Here is a 22,047-nt window from a genome sequence, read left to right as displayed (position 1 = left end):
GCGACGCTGGAGACGGAACGCATGCAGGACCGCTACGGCCTCGAACTCAGCACCTCGTCGTTCAGCGCCCGTGACGCCTATGTCGAGGGCATCGATCGGATGCTGTCCGCTGAGGCCGGGGTCGAGGAGTGCCTGTCGGCGGCGATCGCAGCAGATCCGGGCTTTGCCCTTCCTCATGCTGCGCTGGCCCGTCAGCATCAGCTCTACGTGCGGCCCGACGAAGCACGAGCCTCTGCGGAGGCCGCCGTCGAGCTGAGCCAGACGGCCACCGAGCGGGAACAGCAACACGTCGAGATTGTGCGGCTGCTCATTGCCGGCCAGGTGCCCCAAGCGCTTAACCTCATCCGCCAACACGTCATCGACTACCCCCGCGATGCGTTTGCGTTGTCTCCCGCCTGCGGCGTGTTCGGTGCGATCGGCTTCAGCGGCCGCATCGGCAGGGAAGCCGAGTTGCTCGACTTCCTCGAGCCGCTCGCCACTCACTACGGCGACGACTGGTGGTTCGCCACCGTGCACGCCTTCGCCCTCATCGAGACCGGCCGGTGGGACCGGGGGCGGCAGCTCGCCGAGCGTGCGCTCGAACAGCGGCCCACTACTCCCCACGGTGCCCACACGCTGGTGCACGCGCTCTTCGAAGCGGGCGCTGACGACGAAGCGGTCGACTTCCTCGATCGGTGGCTCCCCGACTCTGACCGGGCGAGCGTGCTGCACTGCCACATCTGGTGGCACTACGCGCTGGTGCTCATGGCAGTCAGCCGTCACGACGATGCCTGGCAGGCTTTCCGCCACAACTGCCTGCCTGGGGCAACCACCAGCCCACCGATCACCGTGTTCTCCGACTCAACGTCGTTCATGTGGCGCTCGGAGCTGGCCGGGCAACCTCGTGATCGCGCCGTCTGGCAGCGGGTTCGTGAGTTCTACGAGGAGCGGTTCCCGCAGCCGATCGTGTTCGTCGATGCCCACGCGGGGCTCACCTACGCCGTCCTCGGCGAGACCGAACAGCTGCAGGCGTGCATCACCGAGCTGCAGGAGCTTGGCGAGGCAGGCCGCCTGCCGGCGGGCACGACCGGAGCGACCCTGGCTCAGGCCTACGGCGCATTCGTCGACGAGAAGTGGTCGACGGTCATCGACGTCCTCGAGCCCCTGATCCCCCAAGTCGTGCGCATCGGCGGCAGCCGGGCCCAACGCGACCTGATGACCAACACATTGCTTGCGGCCTACGTCAAGGCCGGTCGCATCGACGAGGCACGGGTCTTCTGTGCACGAGTCGTCGATCGCCGACCCACACGCCCGGTGGCCGGCTTCGAGCTGTGCTGATCAGCGGCAGCGAGATTGCAGCCCGCCGCCAATCAAAATCCGTGCCAGCCGTCGAGTGCTGCCGACTGCTCGATCCACACTGCCATCTGCGCGTCGTCGAATTGATCCTCACCTATGTCCACCCAGCGTGAATCGGGATCCTTGCCCGAGCCGGGCGGCTCGGGAACAAGCAACGCGCCATTCAGGAACGTCACCTTGACGTACCAGGTGAACGCATGGCAGCTCGCGAACCACCCGCGCCCCTCGATGCCGTAAAAGGGCGAGTTCCACCGCACGGCCTTGCGCACGTCGGGCACGAGGTACACGATCAGCTCATCCAGCCGGCGAGCGATGGTGCCCTTCCAGCCGGGCATTGCATCGATGTACGCCTGCACCGGGGCATCGCCGTCGCCTTTGGGAATCTGCGGATTGCCGCCTGCGAGCAACTTGGGCGACTGCGCATCGGACACTGTGGAGCTGACGGGACTCGAACCCGTGACCCCCTGCTTGCAAAGCAGGTGCTCTTGCCATCTGAGCTACAGCCCCAAGAAGCGAGGGTCACCGAGGGTACCGGCCAGCCCGCCGCGCGAATCCGGGCGAGGTCGGCGGAACCCGCGGGCCAGCCCGGCGCAGGGCAGGCTTGGGGCTGGTGGCCGACACATCGAATCTGGGACCTCCGGGTGAACCGCAGGACGCGTCGGCTCCGTGGTCGGTTGCAGCCGCAGCGTTCGCTGCCAACTTCGTGACGTTCGGGATCCTCTTCTCGTTCGGGGTGTTCCTGACACCCATCGCGGACGACCTCGACACCACGACCGGACCGGTGGCCGCCCTGTTCTCGACGGCCGTCTGCACCTACTACGCCGGAGGCGCCATCGGAGGTCGCATAGGGGACCGCTACGGAGCCCGCCTGCTGGTCGGGGTCGCAGCGGTGGCGATGTCGGCGGGCCTTCTGCTGACCGCCACCTCGAATGTGCTGTGGCAGACCTATGTCGCGTTCGGGGTCTTGGTGGGGCTGGCCACGGGTTTCTGCTACCCGTCGATGATCGGCCTGATCGGCCGCAGCTTCAGCGAGCGACGACGCCCTGCAGCGATGGGTTTCCTGTTGGCCGGCGTGGGCGCCGGGACTCTGGTCATGCCGCTGGCGAGCCACGCGCTGATCTCGAGGCTGGGCTGGCGCCAGACCTACGCCGCACTGGCTGCTGTGGCCTTCGTCGCCATCGGCTGGGCGGCCACACGCGGCGACCGGGTGCGCACGTTGCCCGCTCGTCTCGTAGGTGTCACCCAACTCGTGCGCTCGCGCCGGTTTCTGCTGTTCTTTGCAGCCGTCGTGGCGATCGGGCCAGGCTTCTACGCGCCGGTCGCGTTCTACAACGACTACGCGGTCGACCGTGGTGTCGCGCCCGCATTGGCCGCGGCACTGATCGGCATCTCGGGCGCGACGAGCGTCGTCGCCCGCCTGGCCTGCGGCGCTCTGGGCCACCGCGCCGATCCGATGTGGCTGTGCCGGGCAGCATTCGCTGCCATGACCGCAGCGCTGGCCATCTGGTGGATCTCTGATGGGAACCCCGCAGTGCTGATCGCCAGTGCCGTTGCCCACGGTGTCGGCTGGGCGGTGTGGGTGACGGCCACGCCCTCGGTGCTGGCCGGCTGGTACGGAGTGGAGAACTTGGGCGGCGTGATCGGCATCCACTACACGGGTCTCGGTGTCGGCGCGCTGGCCGGTCCGGCTGTTTGCGGCTTCATCATCGACGCCTCCGGGTTCGAGCCCGCAATCGGGCTCGTCACTGTCACCAGCGTGGCTGCACTCGGCCTGTTGATGCTGCCGATGCGGGAAGCGGCCGTCGCAGGATCGCCATAGGGCGTGCATGGATCGGGCCCGGGGCTCAGCCTCTTAGAACATGCGCGGATTGTTCCACCAGCTAGTCGCGTCGCCTATTGCTTCCCGCTCTTGTTCGCTGCGCTCACGGGCCGCTCGGGCCACGGCTTCGCCCTGCGGGCTCAGCCTCTTAGGCTCCCCCAGGTGAGCAGCATTTGGCAGGTCGCACGCGGACTGAAGATGTCGTACCGCGGCTCGGATCTTCGACACCGGGTGGAGCAGCTGAACGATCGGCTCGACGAGACGTACGCGCCGGGTGACGGCCCGGCTGCCGACCACGCCGAGACAGCGACGGAGTACTACGACATCTGCAGCCACCTCATGATCTACGGCTGGGGTGAATCGCTCCATTTCGCCCCGCTGACTCCGGAGGAGAGCTTGGAAGACTCCAAGCTCCGGCATCAGCACCTCATGATCGACAAGCTCGACTTGCACGAGGGCATGTCGGTCATCGATGTCGGGTGCGGGATCGGCGGACCGATGCGGACCGTGGTCCGCGAAGCAGGAGTCAGGGTCACCGGCATCAACAGCAGCGAAGTCCAGCTCGCCAGGGCGCGGGAGCTGACCGCCGACTCAGGCCTCGGCGACATGATCGATTACGTGGAAACCAGCTTCATGGACATGAGTGCCATCGAAGACGGCAGCTACGACCGGGCCTACGCGATCGAATCAACCTGTCATGCGCCGGACAAGGTGGGCGCCTTCACCGAGATCTCGCGGGTGCTGAAGCCTGGCGCCTTGCTATGGGGTCAGGAAATGTGCCTGACCGGCACGTTCGATCCTGACAACACGACCCACCAAGAGATCAAGCGAGAACTCATGCGCGGGATCGCGCTCAAGAAGATCGCGACGTTCGCCGAAGTCAACCAAGCACTGGAGTCGGCAGGATTCGAGGTGATCGAAGGCATTGATCGCGGAACCGCCGAATACGGATCGACGACGCCGTGGTATCAGCCGATGGAGTCGCGCAGTGGTACAGCCCGTAACACCCCGCGCGGAACACCACTGAGTCGACGACTCGCGATCGGGGCCGCACGTTTCGTTGAAACACTGAGGATCCTGCCCCGAGGCACCGCCGAGGTCGCCAAGCTGCTGGATCGCACCGCCAACGCGTACGTCGCCGGCGGCAAGACGGGAATCTTCACGCCGCTGTATTGCTTCGTGGCCCGCAAGTCGCCCTGAGGCTGAGACTGCTCAGCCAACGGCGGCATTCGGGCACGTCTGCTAGGAAACCCCGCATGAACATGCCTGCCATCTCGCTGGCCGCCGTGCGCGGTCGCCGTGAACGCACCCTGGAGATCGCCGCCGAGATCGAGCAACGAGGATTCAGCGGCGTCTACTGCCCCTCCATGGGCGATCCGGTGGCGCTGTGCCAAGCGATTGCCCATGTCACCAACGAGATCCATTTCGGCACCTCGGTGCAGCCGATCTACTTCCGCAACCCGGTCGACATGGCCTCGACTGCGGCATTCATCCACGAGATCTCGGGCGGGCGGTTCTGGCTGGGCATCGGCGTGACGCACGGACCGGTGCACGAACGACTCGGCATCACGCCCGGCAAGCCGCTCTCTGACATCCGCGAGTACATCGCTGCCATGGAGGCCGCTTCGGCACAGCACGGCGAACTGCCGCCGATCGTGCTGGCCACGCTGCGCCAGCGCATGGCCGAACTGTCGGCCGAGATCAGCTCAGGGGCGGTGTGGGCCAATGCGAGCTGCAACGATTTCCAGAACTCCGTGGCGCACCTCGGCGACGCCGCGAGCCGTGACGACTTCTTCGTGGGGAACATGATCCCGACCGTCATCGATGACGACCGCGCCGCCGGGGCGGCGCGCAACCGCAAGACGCTCGCCGGCTACGTGTCGCTGCCGAACTACCGCAACTACTGGAAGCAGGCCGGTTGGGTCGACGAGATGGAAGCAGCCGAGACGGCGATCGCCGCCGGCGACACCGAAGCACTGAACCGGGCGATGACCGACGACTGGCTGTCGAACGCGACGCTGTACGGCTCGGCCAGCCAGGTCCGTGACGGCGTCGAGGCATGGTTCGATGCTGGTTGCAAGACGCCGATCTTGGTGCCGTCCAGCACGAGCGGCGGTCAGCTCAAAGCGCTCGAGGAGCTCTTCGACACGTTCGCTTGAAATTCGGCGCCTGAGCCTGCGGCCTTCCCGACCGCCTACCCGGAAACCCCGGTGGGCGCGCCGTTACGCTGCCGGGCATGCATATCGAGCTGTTCGGATTCGACACCACACCTGAGCGCTTCGAGGCCAGCATCCGCGAGGCCTCCGAGCAGGGCTTCCGCCGCTACTGGACACCGCAGATCTTCGGCCACGACGCGCTGACCACCATCGCGGTGGCAGGCCGCGAGGTACCCGGCATCCGGCTCGGCACGGCGGTCGTGCCCACCTACCCGCGGCATCCGATGATGCTGGCCCAGCAGGCGCTCACGACCCAGGCCGTGATCGGCGGGCGGCTGGACCTGGGCATCGGCCCGTCGCACAAGCCAGTGGTCGAGGGCATGTGGGGCTACTCATTCGACCGACCCATCGCGCACATGCGCGACTACCTGACAATCCTGACGAAGCTGATGACCGATCGCCGTGTCTCCCACGGCGGCGACGCGGTGGTCGGACGCGGCGAGATCACTCCCCCGGCTGCCGACGCGCCGCCGGTGTTCGTCGCTGCCCTGGGCAGCCAGATGCTGCGCCTGACCGCCCGCATGGCCGACGGCACGTTCACCTGGATGACCGGACCGGCGACACTGCGGGATCACACCGCGCCCACCATCAACGAAGCGGCCGCCGAGGCCGGGCGCCCGGCGCCGCAGGTGGTGGCCGGCTTCCCGGTGTGCGTGACTGATGATGCCAACACCGCCCGGGAGCGAGCCGCCAAGGACCTCGTGGTCTACGGCACGCTGCCCAGCTACCGGGCGATGCTCGACCGGGAGGGCCTCAGCGGGCCCGAGGACATCGCCGTCATCGGCAGTGCAGCCGAGGTCAGCGACCGGATCGGCGCGCTGGCCGACTGCGGCGTGACGTCATTCGCCGGATCGGCGTTCGGCACCCTCGACGAACAGGCCGCCACCCGCGAGACCCTGATCAGCCTGCTGAGCTGAATCGGGGCCGCGACGCAAGCCCACCAGCACTGCGATCAGCGCCGCTAGGCCGACCACGATGCTGGTCCACACATTGATCCGAACGCCCCACAGCTCATTGGCCGTGTCGATGCGCAGCAGCTCGATCCACAGCCGCCCGGCGGTGTAGCCGAGCACGTACACCGCGAACAGGTAGCCGGTGCGCAGGTGCGGCAGCACCTTGGGGACCACCCACACGAGCGCCGCGGCCAAGCACAGATTCCACAGCGCTTCGTAGGCGAACGTGGGATGAAACGTCTCTTCGAGGCCGTAGCCGGCCACACGATGCGCCTGGTCGATCTCGAGCCCCCACGGCAGGTCCGTGGGCCGGCCGTACAGCTCCTGGTTGAACCAGTTCCCCAGCCGGCCGATGGCCTGGGCCACCGCAAGCGCTGGCGCCAGCGCGTCGAGCATCGCTCCGGTGCTGTGCCCGCCCCGGCGCAGCATCCACACCGCCACCAGCACGCCCACCGAGATGCCGCCCCAGATGCCGAGGCCGCCCTGCCAGATCTTCAGCGCATCGCCGAGGTTGTCCTGGTACCGGTCGAAGTCGGTGATGACGTGGTACAGCCGGGCGCCGATGAGGCCTGCGGGGACAGCCCAGATCGCGATCGTCCCGACCAAGTCATTGGCGCGAGCCCGGTACGCATCGTCCCGGTCTGCGATGGCCCGGCGCCAGCGGCGGGAAGTGATCCACACTGCCACCAGTACGCCCAAGGCGATGGCCACGCCATAGGCTCGGATGTCGAGCGGGCCGAGCGAGACAGAGCCGCGCGATGGACTCGGAATCGACGCCAGGAGCCCGCTCACGTCGTGGCTGCGGCCATTGGCTCGACCGGCAGGAGCAGGAGATCACACGCCATGGACGCCACAGCGTACGCAGAGTTCCGGGGCGCAGAGGGCGCGCGACTGAACGAAATCGCGGCAGATGCTGACCGCTCGCCAGACATGTGGGCCAGCGGGGTCCCCAGCTGCGGCGACTGGACCCTCGAGGCACTCATCGCGCACTGCGCCACGGTCTGGACATTCGTGCGCAGCAGCGTCACCGCGGGAACGCGCGTCGATCCCGCCGCCGTCGCCAGGCCTCCCGGTTCTGTGTCGCAGTGGCACGCAGATGCGTTCAGTGCACTCACCGATCTCATGACCGGGCGCCCATCGGACGCCGAAGCCTGGACGTGGGACCCCGAGAACCAGTCGATGAGCTTCTGGTGGCGACGCATGGCCCACGAATCCACGATGCACCGGTGGGATGCTGAAGCCGCCCTCGGCATCACGCCGGCACCGATTGCACCCGGACTCGCCGTCGACGGTATCGACGAACTCTTCGACGTGTACGTGCGCCTGCGACGACCGGACGGTTTCGCCGGCGACGGCGAAACCGTGCACCTGCATGCCACCGACGCCCACGGCGAATGGGTCATCACCCGCACACCCGACGGGATGCAGGTCGAGCGCACGCACGCGAAGTCCGACGTCGCCGCCCGGGGACCGGCGCAAGACCTCCTGCTGTTCGTCTGGGGCCGCATCGGCCCCGAACGGCTCGAAACGTTCGGCCGCACCGACCTGTTGGATGAGTGGCAGCGGGACGTCCGCTTCTGACCGACCGCCCTACAGGCGCGCTCCTTCGTAAGCGGCAGCTCGGACGCCTCGTTCGGCCAGCTCGGTAAGCCACGGCAACGGATCGTCGAGCATGCCCAAGCCCCAGGCTCCCGAGGGCAATTCGTCCGCCAAAGCCCACGCCGCGGCAGTCGCAGCCACCGCTGCCGCTGCGGCGCTGGGGTGGTCGATTACTCCCAGCACGTCAGTGCAGTGGCGGCCATCACGCAAGCCCCGCAGCTCAACCCGTACTCCCCCAGGTCCGCCTTCAGGGTGGGGCGGCCGCAGCATCGGCAACATTGCCGTCAGGCGGTCACGGCGCGTTCCCGCCACACGGGCTGTGACGCGTTCGACGTCGCTGAACGCCGGCACCAGCAGCAGAGCATCCGGCAGTGCAGCCCGGTAGCAGTCGTGCGCGCCGAGCGGATCGGGGAACCACACCAGCTCGCGCCCCGAACCGCCGCGCCGTCGCCGCCATTCCCCGTCACGCCAGTCGATCGAAGTACCGGTCCGGGCGCGGTGCAGTTGGCGCTGGTTGGCGGGCCCACCGGTGCCGACGCGGGCGATATGGACTTCGGTGACGACGTCGAATTGCGCTGCTCCGTGTCGCGCCAGCAGGCAGCTGTAGCCAGGTGAGAAACCGGCACCGACCACCAGTGAGCGGTCCGCGTTCAGCGCTCGCTTGTCGAGCTCGAGCAGCGCCTCCACATCCGAGATCGCGGCCGAGAGCGACACCACGTGGGCACCTGCGCGCAGCGCCTTGTCGGCCAACGCCGCGTGACCCCCGCTCGGCAGGCTCAGCACCACAACATCGGCCTCGGGCAACGCACCTGGCTCCACGACCTCGACATCCACGTCGAGAAGTTGCGACGCGAGTCCGCGCAGCCGTGACGTGTGGCGCGAGCCGAGCACCAGGCGATCCACATCGTGACGCGAGGCCAGCTGGCGTGCGATGCGCTGACCGACCGCACCAGCGCCGATGACTGCCGCTGTGCTCATCGCCGTGCCGGACTCATCGGAGATGCAGGATCATCGGACGGCTGGGTGATCACCGCAGGTTGGGACCGGCCAGCTCCCGCCAACTGCCTTCCCGGCGGGGGATGTCCTGAGAGGAGCGCAACCGCAGGATGATGGTGATCAGCCCGCCCACCACGCTGGCGAGCAGCGCGCGCCGCAACAGGCTCATCATGTGGGGCTAGCTGGAATCGAACCAACGACCTCACCCTTATCAGGGGTGCGCTCTAACCGACTGAGCTATAGCCCCGCGGGGCCGCACAGACTACAGCCAAGTCGCCAATGGGTGCGCCCGCTGTGACATCTGCGACTAGCGAGCAGGGGGGCGGCGCTCATCCTCGAGCACCGTGACCCGCACGCCGCCGGTGAGATCGCTGATCAGGTTGAACATGATCGCCATCACGACGTTGAAGGCGACCCCGACCGTGGCCAGCACCAGACCGATGATGCGGGCGCGCTGGTAGATCACCATCCCGTTGATCTTCCAGCTCTCGTACGAGCCCACCTCGGTGATGAACGACTCCACCTTCTCGACGAGACCCGATCGCTGCGCCGCATTCCACAGCAGCACACCGGCGATCAGGACCGCCACATACAGGCAGGCATACAGCAGCACCGACACCTTGAACACCGACCACGGATCGATGTGTCGCAGGATGCGATGCGTGCGTCGAGCCCGGGCTCGACGCTGGCTGAGCCACGTCCACCGGAGGGGCTGCGGTTCGTCCGGCTGAGGCGGGGCGGGGGGATCCCCAGCAGGGGGTACCTGCGGTACAGCAGCCGGAGCGCCCTGAGGCATTCCCGGCGGCCGTGACGGTGCGGGGTCAGGAGATGGCCCCCCATGGGGCGGCACGGCGGGATCAGCCGGAGCTGCTGCGGGCGCACGATCTCTCCGGCGGCGACGTGCGCGACCGGCTGGGGTGATGCCCAGCGCTTCAGCAAACAGCTCATCGGTGGGAGTCGGCCCGCTTGGCTCCGGCGACGGCGGTCCCCCACCAGAAGTCCCGGAGGCCACGCTTCGCAGTGTAGGAGTCAGCCGCCGGACATCTCGGCCGCCAAGCCCGGCGGCGGCAGCGCGAGTGCCGCTGCTGCGGATGCACGCTGCCCGTCCATCTCGACGACGACTTCGACGCGTGCAGCAGCCTCGTCGAGGCGCACCTCGAAGCCCACCAGCGCCCCGCCGGCATCGCGGACAGCGCTGCGTGCAGCGGCATCGCCGGGCAGTACGCCGTAGGGGATGGCAGCGACGTCAGCGGTTGCCAGCGTCACGAGCGCCGCCGCATCGGCAGCAGCCTGGGCACGTGAACTCGCCAGTGCGGCATTCCCCCACCGAGCCACGAGGCCCAAGCCCACGAGCAGCGCCAGGGCCAGCAATGCCACCGGCAGGGCCGCCTGCCCGCGTTGGGTCCGAGTTCGGATCGTCTGCCTCGCACCGGTCGGCATCAGCCGACGCTATGACGCCGGAGTCTCTCCATCGGAAGGGTTTTCGCGGGACGAGACCGGCACATCGTCATCGGCACCCGCATCCGGGCCAGCGTCAGCGTCAGCGTCTGAATCAGCAGCGGGAATATCTGCCAGCTCGACGGGCGCGATCGCCACGACCTCTTCGCCGTCATCGAGCGCCATCCCTCGCACGCCGGTCGCGAGACGGCCCTGCTGGGAGATCTCCCTCACCGGCGTACGGATGAGAACGCCGCCGGATGACACCAGCAGAACCTCGTCGTCATCATCGACCAAGCGAGCACCCACGACATGCGATGTGGCGTCGGTGAACTTGACAGCGATCACGCCAAGAATGCCGCGTCCCTTGCGCCCGAACTCCTCGGCGGCTGTCCGCTTAGCGGCACCATTGCTCGTCACCACGAGCAGGTCGCGTGCCTCATTCGGATGAAGCACATCGGCCGAAGCCACGACATCGCCATCACGCAATCGCATCGCACGCACACCAGCCGCGTTGCGGCCCATCGACCGCACGTCGCTCTCCGCGAAGCGCACCGCTTGGCCCGCTTGCGACACCACGAGCACGTCATCGTCGCCGGAAGTCTCGAGCACGCGCACCAGCTCGTCCCCGTCACGCAAGTTCAACGCAATCAGACCGTTCGAGCGGATGTTCTCGTATGCGCTCAGCGACGTCTTCTTGGCGAGCCCGTTGCGCGTCACGAACATCAAGTACCGGTCCGAGGGGAATTCCCTCGCCTCGACAACTGCCTCAACTCGTTCATCGGCCGCGAGCTGCAGCAGGTTCACCAGTGCCGTGCCACGGGCCGTGCGGTTGGTGAGCGGCACTTCGTAGGCCTTCAGCCGGTGTACCCGGCCGCGGTTGGTGAAGCACAGCAGCCAGGCGTGCGCTGTCGTCAGCAGCACACGGACCACCGCGTCGTCGTCCTTGAGGCGCGCACCCTGCACACCGCGACCGCCCCGCCCTTGGGTACGGAACACATCGGGCGAGGTCGCCTTCACGTATCCCTCGCGCGTCAGCGTTACCACCAATGGCTCGTCCTCGATGAGATCTTCGGCGTCCATCTCGCCGGGGTCGGTGACGATCTCCGTGCGCCGCGGCGTCTGATGCTCGTCACGCAAGGCGCTCAGCTCGTCGATGATGACCTGCCGCAGCAGACCTTCGTCGCCGAGGATGGCTTCCAGCTCGGCAATGGCCTGCGTCAGTTCGGCCAGCTCGTCGCTCAGCCGTGTGCGGCCCAGCCGGGTGAGGCGGCTCAGCTGCATGTCGAGGATGTGGTTCGCCTGCTCAGCGCTGAACGACATCGGCTCAGCGCACAGCCCCGCCAGCGCCGCCGCCCGATCGTCGCTGGCGCGGATCAGGGCGATGATCTCGTCGATCAGATCGAGCGCACGCAGCAGGCCTTCCACGATGTGGGCACGTGCCTGCGCTTCTGCCAGCCGATGCTCGCTGCGACGGGTGACCACGTCGATCTGATGATCGACATAGGCGACCAGCGCATCCCTCAGGTTGAGCGTGCGAGGCACCCCGTCGACCAGCGCCACCATGTTCACGGCGAAGCTGGACTGCAGTGGCGTGTGCTTCCATAGGTTGTTGAGCACCACGTTCGCCGACGCCGATGGTCGCAGCTCGATAACGAAACGCATCTGGCCCCGTGCGGACTCGTTGCGCAGTGCAGTGATGCCCTCGATGACCTTGCGGTTCACCGCATCGGCGATCTTGCGCTCGATGTTCTCGATGGAGGTCTGGTACGGAATCTCGGTGACCACGATGCTCGGCCGCTTGCCGTTCTCGACGATCTCCGCTCGGGCCCGCAGCTTTATCGAACCGCGCCCGGTTGCCATGGCCTCCCGGGCACCGGCCCGGCCGAGCATCCGTCCGCCCGTGGGGAAGTCGGGTCCGTGCACAAATTGCATCAGGTCGTCGACGGCGGCATCGGGGTTCCCGATGAGGTGAATGGTGGCGTCGACGATCTCGCCGAGGTTGTGCGTAGGGATGTTGGTGGCCATGCCAACCGCGATGCCCTGGCTGCCATTGACCAGCAGGTTCGGGAAACGCGACGGCATCACGAGCGGTTCTGTGCGGGAGCCGTCGAAGTTCGCGGCGAAGTCCACCGTCTGCTCATCGATGCTCTCGGCCATCGTCATGGCCAGGTCGGTCAGGCGGCATTCGGTGTATCGGTACGCGGCTGGCGGGTCTGACGGTGAGCCGAAGTTGCCGTGCGGATCGACCAGCGTGTTCGCCAAGCTGAACGACTGGCCCATCCGCACGAGCGCGTCGTAGATCGAGCCGTCGCCATGTGGGTGGTAATTGGCGATGACGTCACCGACCACCGTGGCGCACTTCTTGTGGGGCCGGTCCGGCCGCAGGCCGGTGTCGAACATCGACCACAGGATGCGGCGGTGCACTGGCTTCAGGCCGTCACGCGCATCGGGCAGTGCCCGTGACGTGATGACCGACATGGCGTAGTCCAAGAACGACTGCTCCATCTCGGTCTGGATCTCGACGTCCACAATGCCGAGGGTGCCCTCTGCACTAGGCGACTCGCCTTCGACCGCTGCACTGGAGTTGCTGGTTCCGTCGTCGTTCATGTGCGTGCCGTCAGATGATCTTGGGACGCTGCGCTCAGACGTCGAGGAAGCGGACGTCGCTGGCGTTGTTCTGGATGAAGCCCCGGCGGGCGTCTACGTCGTCGCCCATGAGGACGCTGAAGATGCGATCAGCCGTGACGGCCTCTTCGAGCGAGACACGCAGCAACGTCCGCCGCGCCGGATTCATGGTGGTCTCCCAGAGTTCGGCGGCATCCATCTCGCCGAGACCCTTCAGACGCTGGAACTCGTTGCGGTGGTTGGGCCGGTCCGACAGGAAGGCCTCCTTGGCCCGGTCGTCCTTGAGATACACCGTCTCGGTGCCCACCTTGGTGGAGTACAGCGGCGGTTGGGCGATGTACACATAGCCGCCCGAGAGCAGCTTGCGCATCCGGTGGAAGAAGAACGTCAGCAGCAGCGTGCGGATATGGCTGCCGTCGACGTCGGCGTCGCACAGCAGGATCACCTTGTGGTAGCGGATCTTGGCCAGGTCGAAGCCGTTCTCACCGGTTGCGCCGTCCACGCCGGCGCCGATCGCCGAGATCAGCGCGCTGATCTCGTTGTTGTCGAAGATGCGCTCAGGACGGCTGCGCTGGACGTTGAGGATCTTGCCCCGGATCGGCAGGATCGCCATGGTGGCGGGGTCGCGCGCCTCCTTGGCTGAGCCCCCGGCCGAGTCGCCCTCCACGATGTACAGCTCGGACTCTTCAGGATCGCCTGATGAGCAGTCGGTGAGCTTGCCGGGCAGGCCGGCACCGCCCAAGGCCGACTTGCGCACCGTGTTGCGCGCCTTCTGCGCCGCGATGCGCGCCCGGCGAGCATCGATGGCCTTGCCGGTGACCAGCTTGGCCTCGGTCGGGTGTTCTTCGAGCCATTCGCCGAGCCCGCTGTAGGCGGCCTTCTGAACGAGGCTTCGCATAGCGGTGTTGCCCAGCTTGGCCTTGGTCTGACCTTCGAACTGCGGGGCTTCCATGCGGACGCTCACCACTGCGGTGAGGCCCTCGCGGATGTCGTCGCCTTGGAGGTTGTCGTCGTCGGGACGCAGCATCTTGCGATCACGGGCGTAGTTGTTCATCGCGGACGTCAGTGCCGAGCGGAAACCTTCGGCATGCATGCCGCCCTCGACCGTGTTGATGCCGTTGGCGAAGCTGTGGATGCCATCGGTGTTGAAGCCGGTGTTCCACTGGAAGGCGATCTCCACCTCGTCACCGTCCTCGGCTGCTGATAGGAATCCGACTTCGTCGAACAGCGCCTCGGACGACTCATTGAGATGGCGGACGAAGTCTCGGATGCCGCCCGGGTAGCAGTACTCGTGGCGGACCGGCGCGGCTGGCCGTTCGTCGATGAAGACAATCTGCAGTCCCGCATTGAGGAACGCCATCATCTGCAGCCGCTCGGTGAGCGTCTGGGCCCGGAACTCGGTGTGGTCGAAGACCGTGGGATCGGGTGTGAACGTGATGGTGGTGCCCGACGAGTCACCCGGTGACGGACCGGAGTCGGTCAGCTCGCCGACCGGTTCGCCGCCGTCACGGAACTGCAGCTTCCAGCGCCGGCCGTCGCGATCGATGGTGGCTTCGAGCTCGCTCGAGAGTGCATTGACGACCGAGACGCCGACGCCGTGAAGGCCGCCTGACACCTTGTAGCCGGTGCCGCCGAACTTGCCTCCGGCATGGAGCACCGTAAGCACCACCTCGGCTGCCGACTTGTCTGGGTACTGCGGGTGAGCCTCGACCGGAATCCCGCGCCCGTTGTCGGTGACGCTGCACGCGCCGTCCGGCCGCAAGGCGACCTCGATCGACGTGCAATGGCCTGCCATGGCTTCGTCGACGGCATTGTCCACCACTTCGTACACGAGGTGGTGCAGGCCGCCCGAACCCGTCGAACCGATGAACATGCCGGGACGTTCACGGACAGGCTCAAGCCCTTCGAGAACCGTGATGGCATCCGCGTTGTAGTCGCCGACAACGGTGCTGTCAGAGCCAGCGGCGCCCGTTACGCCGTCGCCAGTGCTTGCTGACGCGGGTGCCAGCGTCGTGTCGGTCACAGTGCGTCCAGTCTACTGGGCGGCGAGTGATTCTCGGTGTTTGAACAGTCGTGTCGATCACGACAAACCTGCTGGTCAGAGCGTATTTTCTGGTCAGTTCCCAGGTTGTACACGCAGGTGCAGCTCGGAGATCGGCGCGGCACCCGGATTGGTGTTGAGCGCATCCAGAATCCGGGCGCTGTGATAGCGCAGCTCCGTTGCCCAGGCAGGGTCATCCACGACGACGGTCAAGCGCCCGGCGTCGAGCCGCTCAGGCCGCGCATGAGCCGCGATTGCCTCGCCGACGGCCTCGGACCAGCGATCGGTCAAGTCGATCGCTCGCCCGCGCGACCCGAAACCGGCCGTGACAGATTTCAGCGATTCGCCGATCGATCGGGGCTCGCGGATGCTTGCTCTGTTGCGGCGTCGTTTCATCTCACCCACATGGTCGCGCACGCTCCCTGCGGCACCTGTCCGCCGGTTGCTCATTCGTCAGGGTGCCTCGGCTCGTCATGGCAGACCGATGCAGAGATCACCTCGCCGTCGTGCACCTCGATGCGGCTGTCGATATCGATCCCGTCGGGCACATGCCCGGTAGCCGACGTCACCACGGTCTGCGCGCCCGGCAGGCAGCCGACGAGGCGGCGCGCTCGACCCTCATCCAACTCGGAGAAGACATCATCGAGCAGGACGATGGGGGCGGTACCGACCCGGTCCGCGATGTAGTGATGCTGAGCCAGCCGCAGCGACAGCGCGATGCTGCGTTGCTCGCCTTGCGAAGCGTGCGTCCGTGCAGCCAGACCCTCAAGCGTGATCTCCATCTCGTCGCGATGCGGACCGACGGAGGTCGTGCCGCGCCGCAGATCGTCGGAGCGTGCACCCGCCACCGCGGCAGCCAGCGACATGTCCGCCCACGAAGTCACGTACACCAGCTCCAGGGATGCATCGGTACCCGCCAGCTGCCGGTAGGCCTCCTGGGCAACAGGTGCCAATGCCTCAACCAGCTCCGCTCGGCACCGGACCACGGTCTCGCCCGCCGTCGCGAACTGGTGATCCCAGACATCCAGCGTGTTCAGGGCATCGCTGTCAGGTCGCTGGCCGGCTTGCTTCAGCAGATTGTTCCGCTGACGCAGGATGCGCTCGAGGTCCGCGCGCGCCGCCCGGAACTCACGATCAGTGCTGGCGAGCACCTCATCGAGCAGGGATCGCCGCATCGACGGCCCACCAGCAGCAATGGCCAAGTCAGCCGGGCAGAACACCACGGCGGTGACGATCTCAGCGAGGTCTCGCAACGATCGCGCGCGCTCGCCGTTGACCTGCGCCCGGGATCGCCCGCCTGCCGGAATCTCCATCTCCACCAAGCTGCTGCGATTCCGCCGCTGGATCTCCGCGCGCACGTAGGCCCGCTGCGAACCCGCCCGCACCAGCGTCTCGGCAGTCGCGCCCCGGAACGAACCTGAGCCGTCCAGCATCGCCACTGCCTCGAGGAGGTTGGTCTTGCCGTGCCCGTTCGGTCCCACCACCAGTGTCCGACCGGGATCGAAGGAAATCTCGGTGGACCGATGATTCCGGAAATTCTCGACGCTCAGCCAAGCGATGATCACGACACCCGGACGGGCATCAGCAAGTACAGGAATTCGCCCTGTCCTGGAGTCTGCAGCACCGCCGGCTTCAGCGCATCGAGGCGGACGAGTTCGACGGTGTCACCCCCTGCGGCCTCCAAACCCTCGATCAGGTAGTCGGGGTTGAAGGCAACGGTGGTCGACTCCCCGGAGTACACCGCGTCGACTTCTTCGCTCGCGCTGCCGACGTCCTGGCTGATGACCGTGAGCTCGATGCTGTCGTCGCGCAGCTCCATCCGCAGCGGCGCATTCGTGTCGCGTGCCAGCAACCGGAGCCGCCGGGCGCCGTCCAGCAGCGCAGCGCGATCGATCTCCAGGCGATTGTCGAACGAATCCGGAATGAGCGGCTCGTAGCTGGGGAAATCGCCAGCGATGAGGCGGCAGGTGACTTGCGCGGACTGATTCTCGTCACTGACCTCAAAGGTGACCTCGCGTTCGCCCAGACGCATGGTGACGTCGGAGTCTTCATCGAGGATCCGGCCCAGCTCCTCCAGCGCACGCGATGGCACGAGAACCTGCTGCCCGGCCTCGAGAACTTGGGCTTCGGGCAGATCCCGCAGTGCCAATCGATAGGAATCGGTTGCCACAAGGCGCAGGCCGTCACCCCGTGCGGTCAGGAGCACTCCGGTCAGGATGGGCCGGGCGTCGTCTGAGCTGGCGGCCCGGACGACTTGCCGGAAAGCCTCCGCAAGGTCACCGGCCGGCACGGTCACACTGTCGCCCGCCGGCACGGGAAGCGTCGGGAAATCGGCGACCGGCAAGGTCCTCACTGAGAACTGGGCCCGGGCACTGCTGATCTGCACATCCTCGTCGGTGACCTCGAGACTCACCTCGCCGCTGGGCAGCGCGCGAACGATGTCGGTCAGCAAGCGGGCCGGCACGACCGTCTCCCCTTCAGCCTCCACCGGTGTGCTCAGACGGGTGCGCACGGTGAGATCCAGATCAGTCCCTGTCACCGTGAGGCCTGCACCATCTGCCCGCAGATGCAGTCCGGTGAGCACAAACAGGCCGCCCCCACGCGCGTTGACCCCTCGACTGGCCAAGGTCAACTGATCGACCAGTGCATCTCGTTCAATGCGCAGTTTCACGGGCGGTTCTCCTTGACCAGGTCAGACCGGTGAGATGGACAATCCTCAATATGAAGGTTGAGAGTTCTTCGGTAGTAGCTGTAGGGGCTGTGGATTGTGGACGACCAGCCGTTCTTGCAGATCAGAGCGGCACAGTCTGTCAACAGTGTTGCCTGCTGAATCCACAGCTCTCAGTCGCCTTGTTCTACTCGCCGTCACGATGGTGGATAAACCCAATTTGTCCCGAGGTCTACGAAGGACTTTTCCACTCGTTGTCCACAGTGTGTGGAGACACCCTACGTCTGCTTTGTTGCCCGGCAGCGGAACGCCAGCAGCGAGACCCGATCAGGCGGCCCGGACTCGTGCGATCAGCTGCGCTACCTGGTCGTAGACCTTGCGTTCAGACGGCAGCAGGCTGTTGATCTTCTTCACGGCGTGCATGACAGTGGTGTGATCTCGGCCACCGAAGACGCTTGCGATGGCGGGGTAGCTCAAGTCGGTCAGCTCACGCATTACATACATGCTGATCTGGCGCGCCTTCACTAAGCCCTGCTGCCGGCCCTGACTGGTGAGCTCGGTGATGCCGTAGCCGAACATCTCCGCCGTCAGCTCGAGGATCCGGTCGGTGGTGATCGGCCGTTCCTGCGGTGCGCGGACGTCGCTGAGGATCTGCTGTGCCATCTCGAGACTCACCGGACTGCGCGTGAGGCTTGCGTAAGCGGTGACGCGGACCAGCGCGCCTTCGAGTTCACGGATGTTGTTGGTGATCAGATGCGCGATGTGCTCGAGCACCTCATCGGGGACATGGCCGTGCTCGGTCTTCTTGCGCAGGATGGCGACGCGCGTCTCCAGATCCGGCGGTTGGATGTCGGTGATGAGACCCCATTCGAACCGGCTGCGCAGGCGGTCCGACAGCGTCGCGATGCTGCGAGGCGGCCTGTCCGAGGAGATGACGATCTGCCGACCGGCCACGTGCAGCGAATTGAAGGTGTGGAAGAGCTCTTCCTGCAAGCCTTCCTTGCCCTCCATGAACTGGATGTCATCGAGCAGCAGCACGTCGAGTTCGCGGTACCGCCGCTTGAACGCCGGTGTCGTATTCGTGCGGATGGCCTCGATGAACTCGGAGAGAAAGGTCTCCGTCGAGACATAGCGAACGCGATGCTCCGGCAGCGTGTCGCCGAGGAAGTTGACGATGGCCTGCAGGAGGTGGGTCTTGCCGAGGCCTGTTCCGCCGTGAATGAACAGTGGGTTGTACGCGATGCCGGGTGTCTCGGCAACCGCCAGCGCTGCAGCTTGGGCGAACCGGTTGCTGCTGCCGGTGACGAAGCTCTCGAACGTGTACCTGGGATTCGTGATGTCGGCACCGGCCACAGGTCGCTGCGTCTCGACGGCCGGCAGCGGTGTGCCGTCGCTGGGTTGGGCAGGAACCGGAGTCGCACCGTGAGCTGCGCCGCCGGCGGGGTGCCATGTCTCGCTGTTCGCATCGCCTGAGGTCTCGTCGTCAGCGAGGATTGCATCGAATTCGTGCGTGTCCGCGTCGGTGCCGTTGGCCGCATCGAGATCGTCGAGCTCGGGTCGGGTCTCGATCTCGTAGGTCCCCGGCCGTACTGGCAGCCGTTCGAAGGCGGCGTGAAGCATGGGGATGTAGCGGCGCTGGATGCGATCGCGAATCATGTTGCTGGGCGCGATCAGCACCGCCAGCTCGTTGTCGATGTGCAGGGCTTGCAGGTGGCGGAAGTAGCCCAGCCAGAGCGCGTCCGACACGGTTTCGCGCAGGATCTTGCGGCACTGCGACCACAGCTCGTCGGTGTTGGCACGGGTGCTCGCGTCGGCTGTTGCAGGCTCCTGTGACGTCCCCCGAGAGGAGCTGAGTGTTTCCTGAGCGTCTGGGATGTCGGGGCGGTCGTCGGGTTCGTGCGATGCGGAATGCGCATGCGGAGAACTCACCACGACAACCTTCTTCGTCTGCGGCCGTCGGGGACCCGGGCGACCTCGGTGATCGCATGCGGGCCACGGAGCGGCGTCCGGTAGAGGGAACTTATGGCCGCGCTTGTGATGTCGCAAGCGCGCATTCTCGGACCCTCTCCGACCCGCAAGTGACACGCGTCCGTCAATTCGTCAACAGCTACATAACACCCGTACAACAGGCGGTTGACACCGGGATTTGTGAGGCGGGCTTCGCGCGTGTCGCCGTTCGAATCTCTCCGCAGGCACACGCACATCTCGGATCTGCCGCGCGCGTTTGCGCGCGATCGGCGCCGCGCTCGCGTCACGAGATGCCCGCGGTGCCTACCCGCACCGACACCCGTAGGCTGTCAGTGCTTCCGGGGCGACTCCCGGGCACGCTCCGGCCGCCGCACCGCACTTCGCGGACCAGCCCGCGGCCTGAACCTCCAGGAGGCTGCAGCGTGAAGCGCACGTACCAACCTCACAATCGCAGACGAGCACGCAAGCACGGCTTCCGTCATCGCATGTCCACCCGCGCAGGTCGGGCAATTGTGAACTCTCGCCGACGCAAGGGCCGGCAACGGCTGAGCGCCTGATCGATTCGTGCCGCAGCAGGGCCGACTTCGCAGCGTTGCGCCGCGGCCGCCGCTTCGGCAGCGAGTTGCTGTGGATGTCGTTCGCAGCAGACCCCGAACTCGAGCGGCCACGCGTGGCGTTCGCGCTCAACCGTTCCAGCGGCACCGCCGTCGAACGGAACCGGGCGAGACGGCGATTGCGGGCCGTTCTCGGCGAGCACGCCGGCCGCTTGACGGCCGGGCGCTACCTCGTCGGCACACGCGGTTCGGTCTCGCAAGTGACCTACCGCCGTGCACAGACCCAGCTGCTGGAGATGCTGACGTCCGCCGGGGCGCTGCAGAGGCCGAAGGACTCGACAACATGAGATCCGGGCCCTTCGCGCGCATCGCAATAGCGACCGTGCGGTTCTACCGGGCCCTCCCCCGATCGAGACCGCCCTCATGCCGGTTCGATCCGACGTGCTCGCAGTACGCGTTGGATGCGTTGCGCACCTGGGGAGCTCTCCGCGGCGGCTGGCTGGCCATTCGGCGCATCTGCCGCTGCCACCCATGGGGTGGCTGGGGCTATGACCCGGTGCCTGCGAGAGTGTCCCCCGCGGAGGAACCAGCCGGCGTGACCGAGGTATCGGAGCACTCATGTTCGATGTGATCTTCGACGGCATCGCCGGCGTGATGGCGTGGTTCTACTCGCTGGTCAACGACTACACGTTCGCTATCGCCATGCTCACGCTGGCGATCATGCTGCTATTCACCCCGCTCACGCTGCGGGGCGCCCGCTCGATGACGAAACAGCAGGCACTGCAGCCCGAACTGGCGCAGCTTCGGAAGCAGTACGCCGGCGACCGCCAGAAGATCAACGAAGAGACCATGAAGCTGTTCCAGGCCCACGGGGTAAGCCCGCTGGGCGGGTGCTTGCCGAACCTGGTGCAGATCCCGATCTTCTTCGTGCTGTACCGGGTGATCTGGAACCTGCGCATCCCCGACCCGAATCCTCCGAACCCAGGCGACGACCCCTACCCGCGCAACCTGAACTCTGATTCGCAGATGTACGAGGACATCGTCGCAGCGGACGGCGAGTTGCGCTCGCTCGGCATGGATCTGGCCAAGTCGGCCCGAGAAGTCGTACAGGCCGACTTCGTGGAAGGGCTGCCCTACCTGGCGCTCGTGGCGGTCACCTTCGTGCTGGCCTGGCTCCAGCAGCGCCAGATGGCGAGGCGGCGTGGCACTGCCACCCTGCCGAACCGCCAGATGGAACTCATGATGAAGTATCTGCCCTTCATGCTGCCGGTGTTCAGCTTCTTTGTGGCTGCAGCGTTGGTGCCGTACTTCATCGTGTCGAGCATCTACCGGATGCTCACCCAAGCATTCATTCACGCCACGATGAAGCCGCCGCAGTCCATCGCCGCTGCCGGCAGCGACGGCGACGTCATCGAGGCCGAGACGGTTCCCGACCCCGAACCGGATCCCAAACCCGAGCGTTCGGTGCCGAACCAACGGTCACGCAAGGCGCTTGACGCCGAGGCGGCCCGGCGCGCGGCCCGGGCAGAACGTCGAGCAGAACGCCGGACAGACGCCTCGGACGCTCAGCACGACGGCACCGAAGAATCCGAGCCGTCCCCGGCTCCTGTGGTTCGCCGGACTCGGGCGACCTCCCAGCCGCCCCCCGAGACTCCCAAGCGCAGTCGCCGGGCAGCGTCTGCTGCGAGCCGCGATTCTTCAGCTCGCCGAGATGCCGCCGAAGGCCGGAGTCGTCGCCGCGGACGCTCAGCTCCCGAACCGGCACCCAAGCGAATCCAGAGTCGCCGCACATCGGGAGATGGTCGAACCCGCAACCGTCGCAAACGATGAACG

22 protein-coding genes and 2 tRNA genes are annotated in these 22,047 nt (G+C 66.5%); 10 read left to right on the top strand and 14 right to left on the bottom strand.

Annotation, left to right across the window (positions count from 1 at the left end):
- The first annotated feature begins 21 nt into the window (after positions 1-21).
- The gene (locus ACOGW9_RS02265; RefSeq protein ID WP_419907960.1) at positions 22-1,317 is read left to right on the top strand and encodes a tetratricopeptide repeat protein; all 1,296 of its coding nucleotides are present in this window, start codon (positions 22-24) and stop codon (positions 1,315-1,317) included.
- A 32-nt stretch (positions 1,318-1,349) separates the two neighbouring features.
- On the opposite strand, the gene ACOGW9_RS02260 is transcribed toward ACOGW9_RS02265, so the two are convergent.
- Together ACOGW9_RS02260 and ACOGW9_RS02255 are read right to left on the bottom strand one after the other, a co-directional pair.
- The gene (locus tag ACOGW9_RS02260; protein ID WP_419907958.1) at positions 1,350-1,766 is read right to left on the bottom strand and encodes a DUF1801 domain-containing protein; all 417 of its coding nucleotides are present in this window, start codon (positions 1,764-1,766) and stop codon (positions 1,350-1,352) included.
- 2 nt (positions 1,767-1,768) lie between these two features.
- A tRNA-Ala gene (locus ACOGW9_RS02255) sits at positions 1,769-1,842 on the bottom strand.
- A gap of 103 nt (positions 1,843-1,945) precedes the next feature.
- On the opposite strand from ACOGW9_RS02255, the gene ACOGW9_RS02250 reads away from it, so the two are divergent.
- From ACOGW9_RS02250 to ACOGW9_RS02235, 4 genes are all read left to right on the top strand, one after another.
- A complete protein-coding gene (locus ACOGW9_RS02250; RefSeq protein ID WP_419907956.1) occupies positions 1,946-3,154 on the top strand; it encodes an MFS transporter in 1,209 nt (402 codons plus the stop codon).
- 162 nt (positions 3,155-3,316) lie between these two features.
- Complete coding sequence (locus tag ACOGW9_RS02245) at positions 3,317-4,354, top strand: methyltransferase domain-containing protein (RefSeq protein ID WP_419907954.1); 1,038 nt, start codon at positions 3,317-3,319, stop codon at positions 4,352-4,354.
- Positions 4,355-4,410: 56 nt separating this feature from the next.
- A complete protein-coding gene (locus ACOGW9_RS02240) occupies positions 4,411-5,313 on the top strand; it encodes an LLM class flavin-dependent oxidoreductase (RefSeq protein ID WP_419907952.1) in 903 nt (300 codons plus the stop codon).
- Between the two features lie 77 nt (positions 5,314-5,390).
- The gene (locus tag ACOGW9_RS02235) at positions 5,391-6,287 is read left to right on the top strand and encodes a TIGR03564 family F420-dependent LLM class oxidoreductase (protein ID WP_419907951.1); all 897 of its coding nucleotides are present in this window, start codon (positions 5,391-5,393) and stop codon (positions 6,285-6,287) included.
- Here the strand turns inward: ACOGW9_RS02235 and lgt are convergent.
- A complete protein-coding gene (gene lgt / locus ACOGW9_RS02230; protein ID WP_419907950.1) occupies positions 6,210-7,115 on the bottom strand; it encodes a prolipoprotein diacylglyceryl transferase in 906 nt (301 codons plus the stop codon). The genes ACOGW9_RS02235 and lgt overlap by 78 nt on opposite strands.
- Positions 7,116-7,166: 51 nt before the next feature.
- Here lgt and ACOGW9_RS02225 point away from each other — a divergent pair, with 51 nt between their 5' ends.
- Positions 7,167-7,904, top strand: a complete 738-nt coding sequence (locus ACOGW9_RS02225) for a maleylpyruvate isomerase family mycothiol-dependent enzyme (protein ID WP_419907948.1) — start codon at positions 7,167-7,169, stop codon at positions 7,902-7,904.
- Between the two features lie 9 nt (positions 7,905-7,913).
- On the opposite strand, the gene ACOGW9_RS02220 is transcribed toward ACOGW9_RS02225, so the two are convergent.
- From ACOGW9_RS02220 to dnaA, 11 genes are all read right to left on the bottom strand, one after another.
- Positions 7,914-8,900, bottom strand: coding sequence for a saccharopine dehydrogenase NADP-binding domain-containing protein (locus ACOGW9_RS02220; protein ID WP_419907946.1), 987 nt, complete (start codon positions 8,898-8,900; stop codon positions 7,914-7,916).
- Positions 8,901-8,949: 49 nt separating this feature from the next.
- Positions 8,950-9,087 carry a hypothetical protein gene (locus ACOGW9_RS02215; protein ID WP_419907944.1) on the bottom strand — a complete coding sequence of 46 codons (138 nt, stop codon included), beginning with the start codon at positions 9,085-9,087 and terminating at the stop codon, positions 8,950-8,952.
- Positions 9,088-9,091: 4 nt separating this feature from the next.
- A tRNA-Ile gene (locus tag ACOGW9_RS02210) sits at positions 9,092-9,165 on the bottom strand.
- 60 nt (positions 9,166-9,225) lie between these two features.
- Positions 9,226-9,714, bottom strand: a complete 489-nt coding sequence (locus ACOGW9_RS02205) for a DUF3566 domain-containing protein (RefSeq protein ID WP_419908131.1) — start codon at positions 9,712-9,714, stop codon at positions 9,226-9,228.
- Positions 9,715-9,947: 233 nt separating this feature from the next.
- Positions 9,948-10,295: a hypothetical protein gene (locus ACOGW9_RS02200; RefSeq protein ID WP_419907942.1), complete on the bottom strand. Its 348-nt coding sequence runs from the start codon at positions 10,293-10,295 to the stop codon at positions 9,948-9,950.
- Positions 10,296-10,367: 72 nt separating this feature from the next.
- The gene (gene gyrA, locus ACOGW9_RS02195) at positions 10,368-12,965 is read right to left on the bottom strand and encodes a DNA gyrase subunit A (protein ID WP_419907940.1); all 2,598 of its coding nucleotides are present in this window, start codon (positions 12,963-12,965) and stop codon (positions 10,368-10,370) included.
- Positions 12,966-12,999: 34 nt separating this feature from the next.
- Positions 13,000-15,006, bottom strand: coding sequence for a DNA gyrase/topoisomerase IV subunit B (locus ACOGW9_RS02190; protein ID WP_419907938.1), 2,007 nt, complete (start codon positions 15,004-15,006; stop codon positions 13,000-13,002).
- A 93-nt stretch (positions 15,007-15,099) separates the two neighbouring features.
- Positions 15,100-15,420, bottom strand: a complete 321-nt coding sequence (locus ACOGW9_RS02185; protein ID WP_419907936.1) for a DciA family protein — start codon at positions 15,418-15,420, stop codon at positions 15,100-15,102.
- Between the two features lie 50 nt (positions 15,421-15,470).
- Positions 15,471-16,589: a DNA replication/repair protein RecF gene (gene recF, locus ACOGW9_RS02180; protein WP_419907934.1), complete on the bottom strand. Its 1,119-nt coding sequence runs from the start codon at positions 16,587-16,589 to the stop codon at positions 15,471-15,473.
- The gene (gene dnaN, locus ACOGW9_RS02175) at positions 16,586-17,695 is read right to left on the bottom strand and encodes a DNA polymerase III subunit beta (protein ID WP_419907932.1); all 1,110 of its coding nucleotides are present in this window, start codon (positions 17,693-17,695) and stop codon (positions 16,586-16,588) included. Before dnaN ends, recF begins: the two co-directional genes overlap by 4 nt.
- Before the next feature lie 324 nt (positions 17,696-18,019).
- Entirely contained in the window at positions 18,020-19,621 is a 1,602-nt protein-coding gene (dnaA, locus tag ACOGW9_RS02170; protein WP_419907930.1) for a chromosomal replication initiator protein DnaA, read from the bottom strand.
- Positions 19,622-20,082: 461 nt separating this feature from the next.
- Here dnaA and rpmH point away from each other — a divergent pair, with 461 nt between their 5' ends.
- The 4 genes from rpmH to ACOGW9_RS02150 are packed head-to-tail and all read left to right on the top strand — an operon-like array spanning position 20,083 to position 22,044.
- On the top strand, positions 20,083-20,217 hold the full coding sequence (rpmH, locus tag ACOGW9_RS02165; RefSeq protein WP_419907928.1) for a 50S ribosomal protein L34: 135 nt from the start codon (positions 20,083-20,085) through the stop codon (positions 20,215-20,217).
- Entirely contained in the window at positions 20,214-20,561 is a 348-nt protein-coding gene (gene rnpA, locus ACOGW9_RS02160) for a ribonuclease P protein component (RefSeq protein WP_419908129.1), read from the top strand. Before rpmH ends, rnpA begins: the two co-directional genes overlap by 4 nt.
- Complete coding sequence (gene yidD / locus ACOGW9_RS02155) at positions 20,558-20,845, top strand: membrane protein insertion efficiency factor YidD (RefSeq protein WP_419907926.1); 288 nt, start codon at positions 20,558-20,560, stop codon at positions 20,843-20,845. Before rnpA ends, yidD begins: the two co-directional genes overlap by 4 nt.
- Positions 20,833-22,044, top strand: a complete 1,212-nt coding sequence (locus ACOGW9_RS02150) for a YidC/Oxa1 family membrane protein insertase (protein ID WP_419907923.1) — start codon at positions 20,833-20,835, stop codon at positions 22,042-22,044. The genes yidD and ACOGW9_RS02150 overlap by 13 nt, the downstream gene beginning before the upstream one ends.
- Positions 22,045-22,047 lie beyond the last annotated feature (3 nt).

It is taken from the genome of Candidatus Poriferisodalis sp. (genome assembly GCF_965203655.1).
Taxonomy (GTDB): Bacteria; Actinomycetota; Acidimicrobiia; order Acidimicrobiales; family Poriferisodalaceae; genus Poriferisodalis.
The sequence above is the reverse complement of the archived record's forward strand: the minus strand, read 5'-3'. Positions and strand labels throughout refer to the sequence as shown.

Bases quoted from the DNA above. Each gene is read 5' to 3' on its own strand.
- ACOGW9_RS02235 (WP_419907951.1), top strand. From the start codon at position 5,391: ATGCATATCGAGCTGTTCGGATTCGACACCACACCTGAGCGCTTCGAG.
- ACOGW9_RS02215 (WP_419907944.1), bottom strand. From the start codon at position 9,087: ATGAGCCTGTTGCGGCGCGCGCTGCTCGCCAGCGTGGTGGGCGGGCTG.
- ACOGW9_RS02185 (WP_419907936.1), bottom strand. From the start codon at position 15,420: ATGAAACGACGCCGCAACAGAGCAAGCATCCGCGAGCCCCGATCGATC.
- ACOGW9_RS02220 (WP_419907946.1), bottom strand. From the start codon at position 8,900: ATGAGCACAGCGGCAGTCATCGGCGCTGGTGCGGTCGGTCAGCGCATC.
- ACOGW9_RS02150 (WP_419907923.1), top strand. From the start codon at position 20,833: ATGTTCGATGTGATCTTCGACGGCATCGCCGGCGTGATGGCGTGGTTC.
- ACOGW9_RS02265 (WP_419907960.1), top strand. From the start codon at position 22: ATGCAGGACCGCTACGGCCTCGAACTCAGCACCTCGTCGTTCAGCGCC.
- gyrA (WP_419907940.1), bottom strand. From the start codon at position 12,965: ATGAACGACGACGGAACCAGCAACTCCAGTGCAGCGGTCGAAGGCGAG.
- ACOGW9_RS02225 (WP_419907948.1), top strand. From the start codon at position 7,167: ATGGACGCCACAGCGTACGCAGAGTTCCGGGGCGCAGAGGGCGCGCGA.
- yidD (WP_419907926.1), top strand. From the start codon at position 20,558: ATGAGATCCGGGCCCTTCGCGCGCATCGCAATAGCGACCGTGCGGTTC.
- ACOGW9_RS02240 (WP_419907952.1), top strand. From the start codon at position 4,411: ATGAACATGCCTGCCATCTCGCTGGCCGCCGTGCGCGGTCGCCGTGAA.
- ACOGW9_RS02205 (WP_419908131.1), bottom strand. From the start codon at position 9,714: ATGCCTCAGGGCGCTCCGGCTGCTGTACCGCAGGTACCCCCTGCTGGG.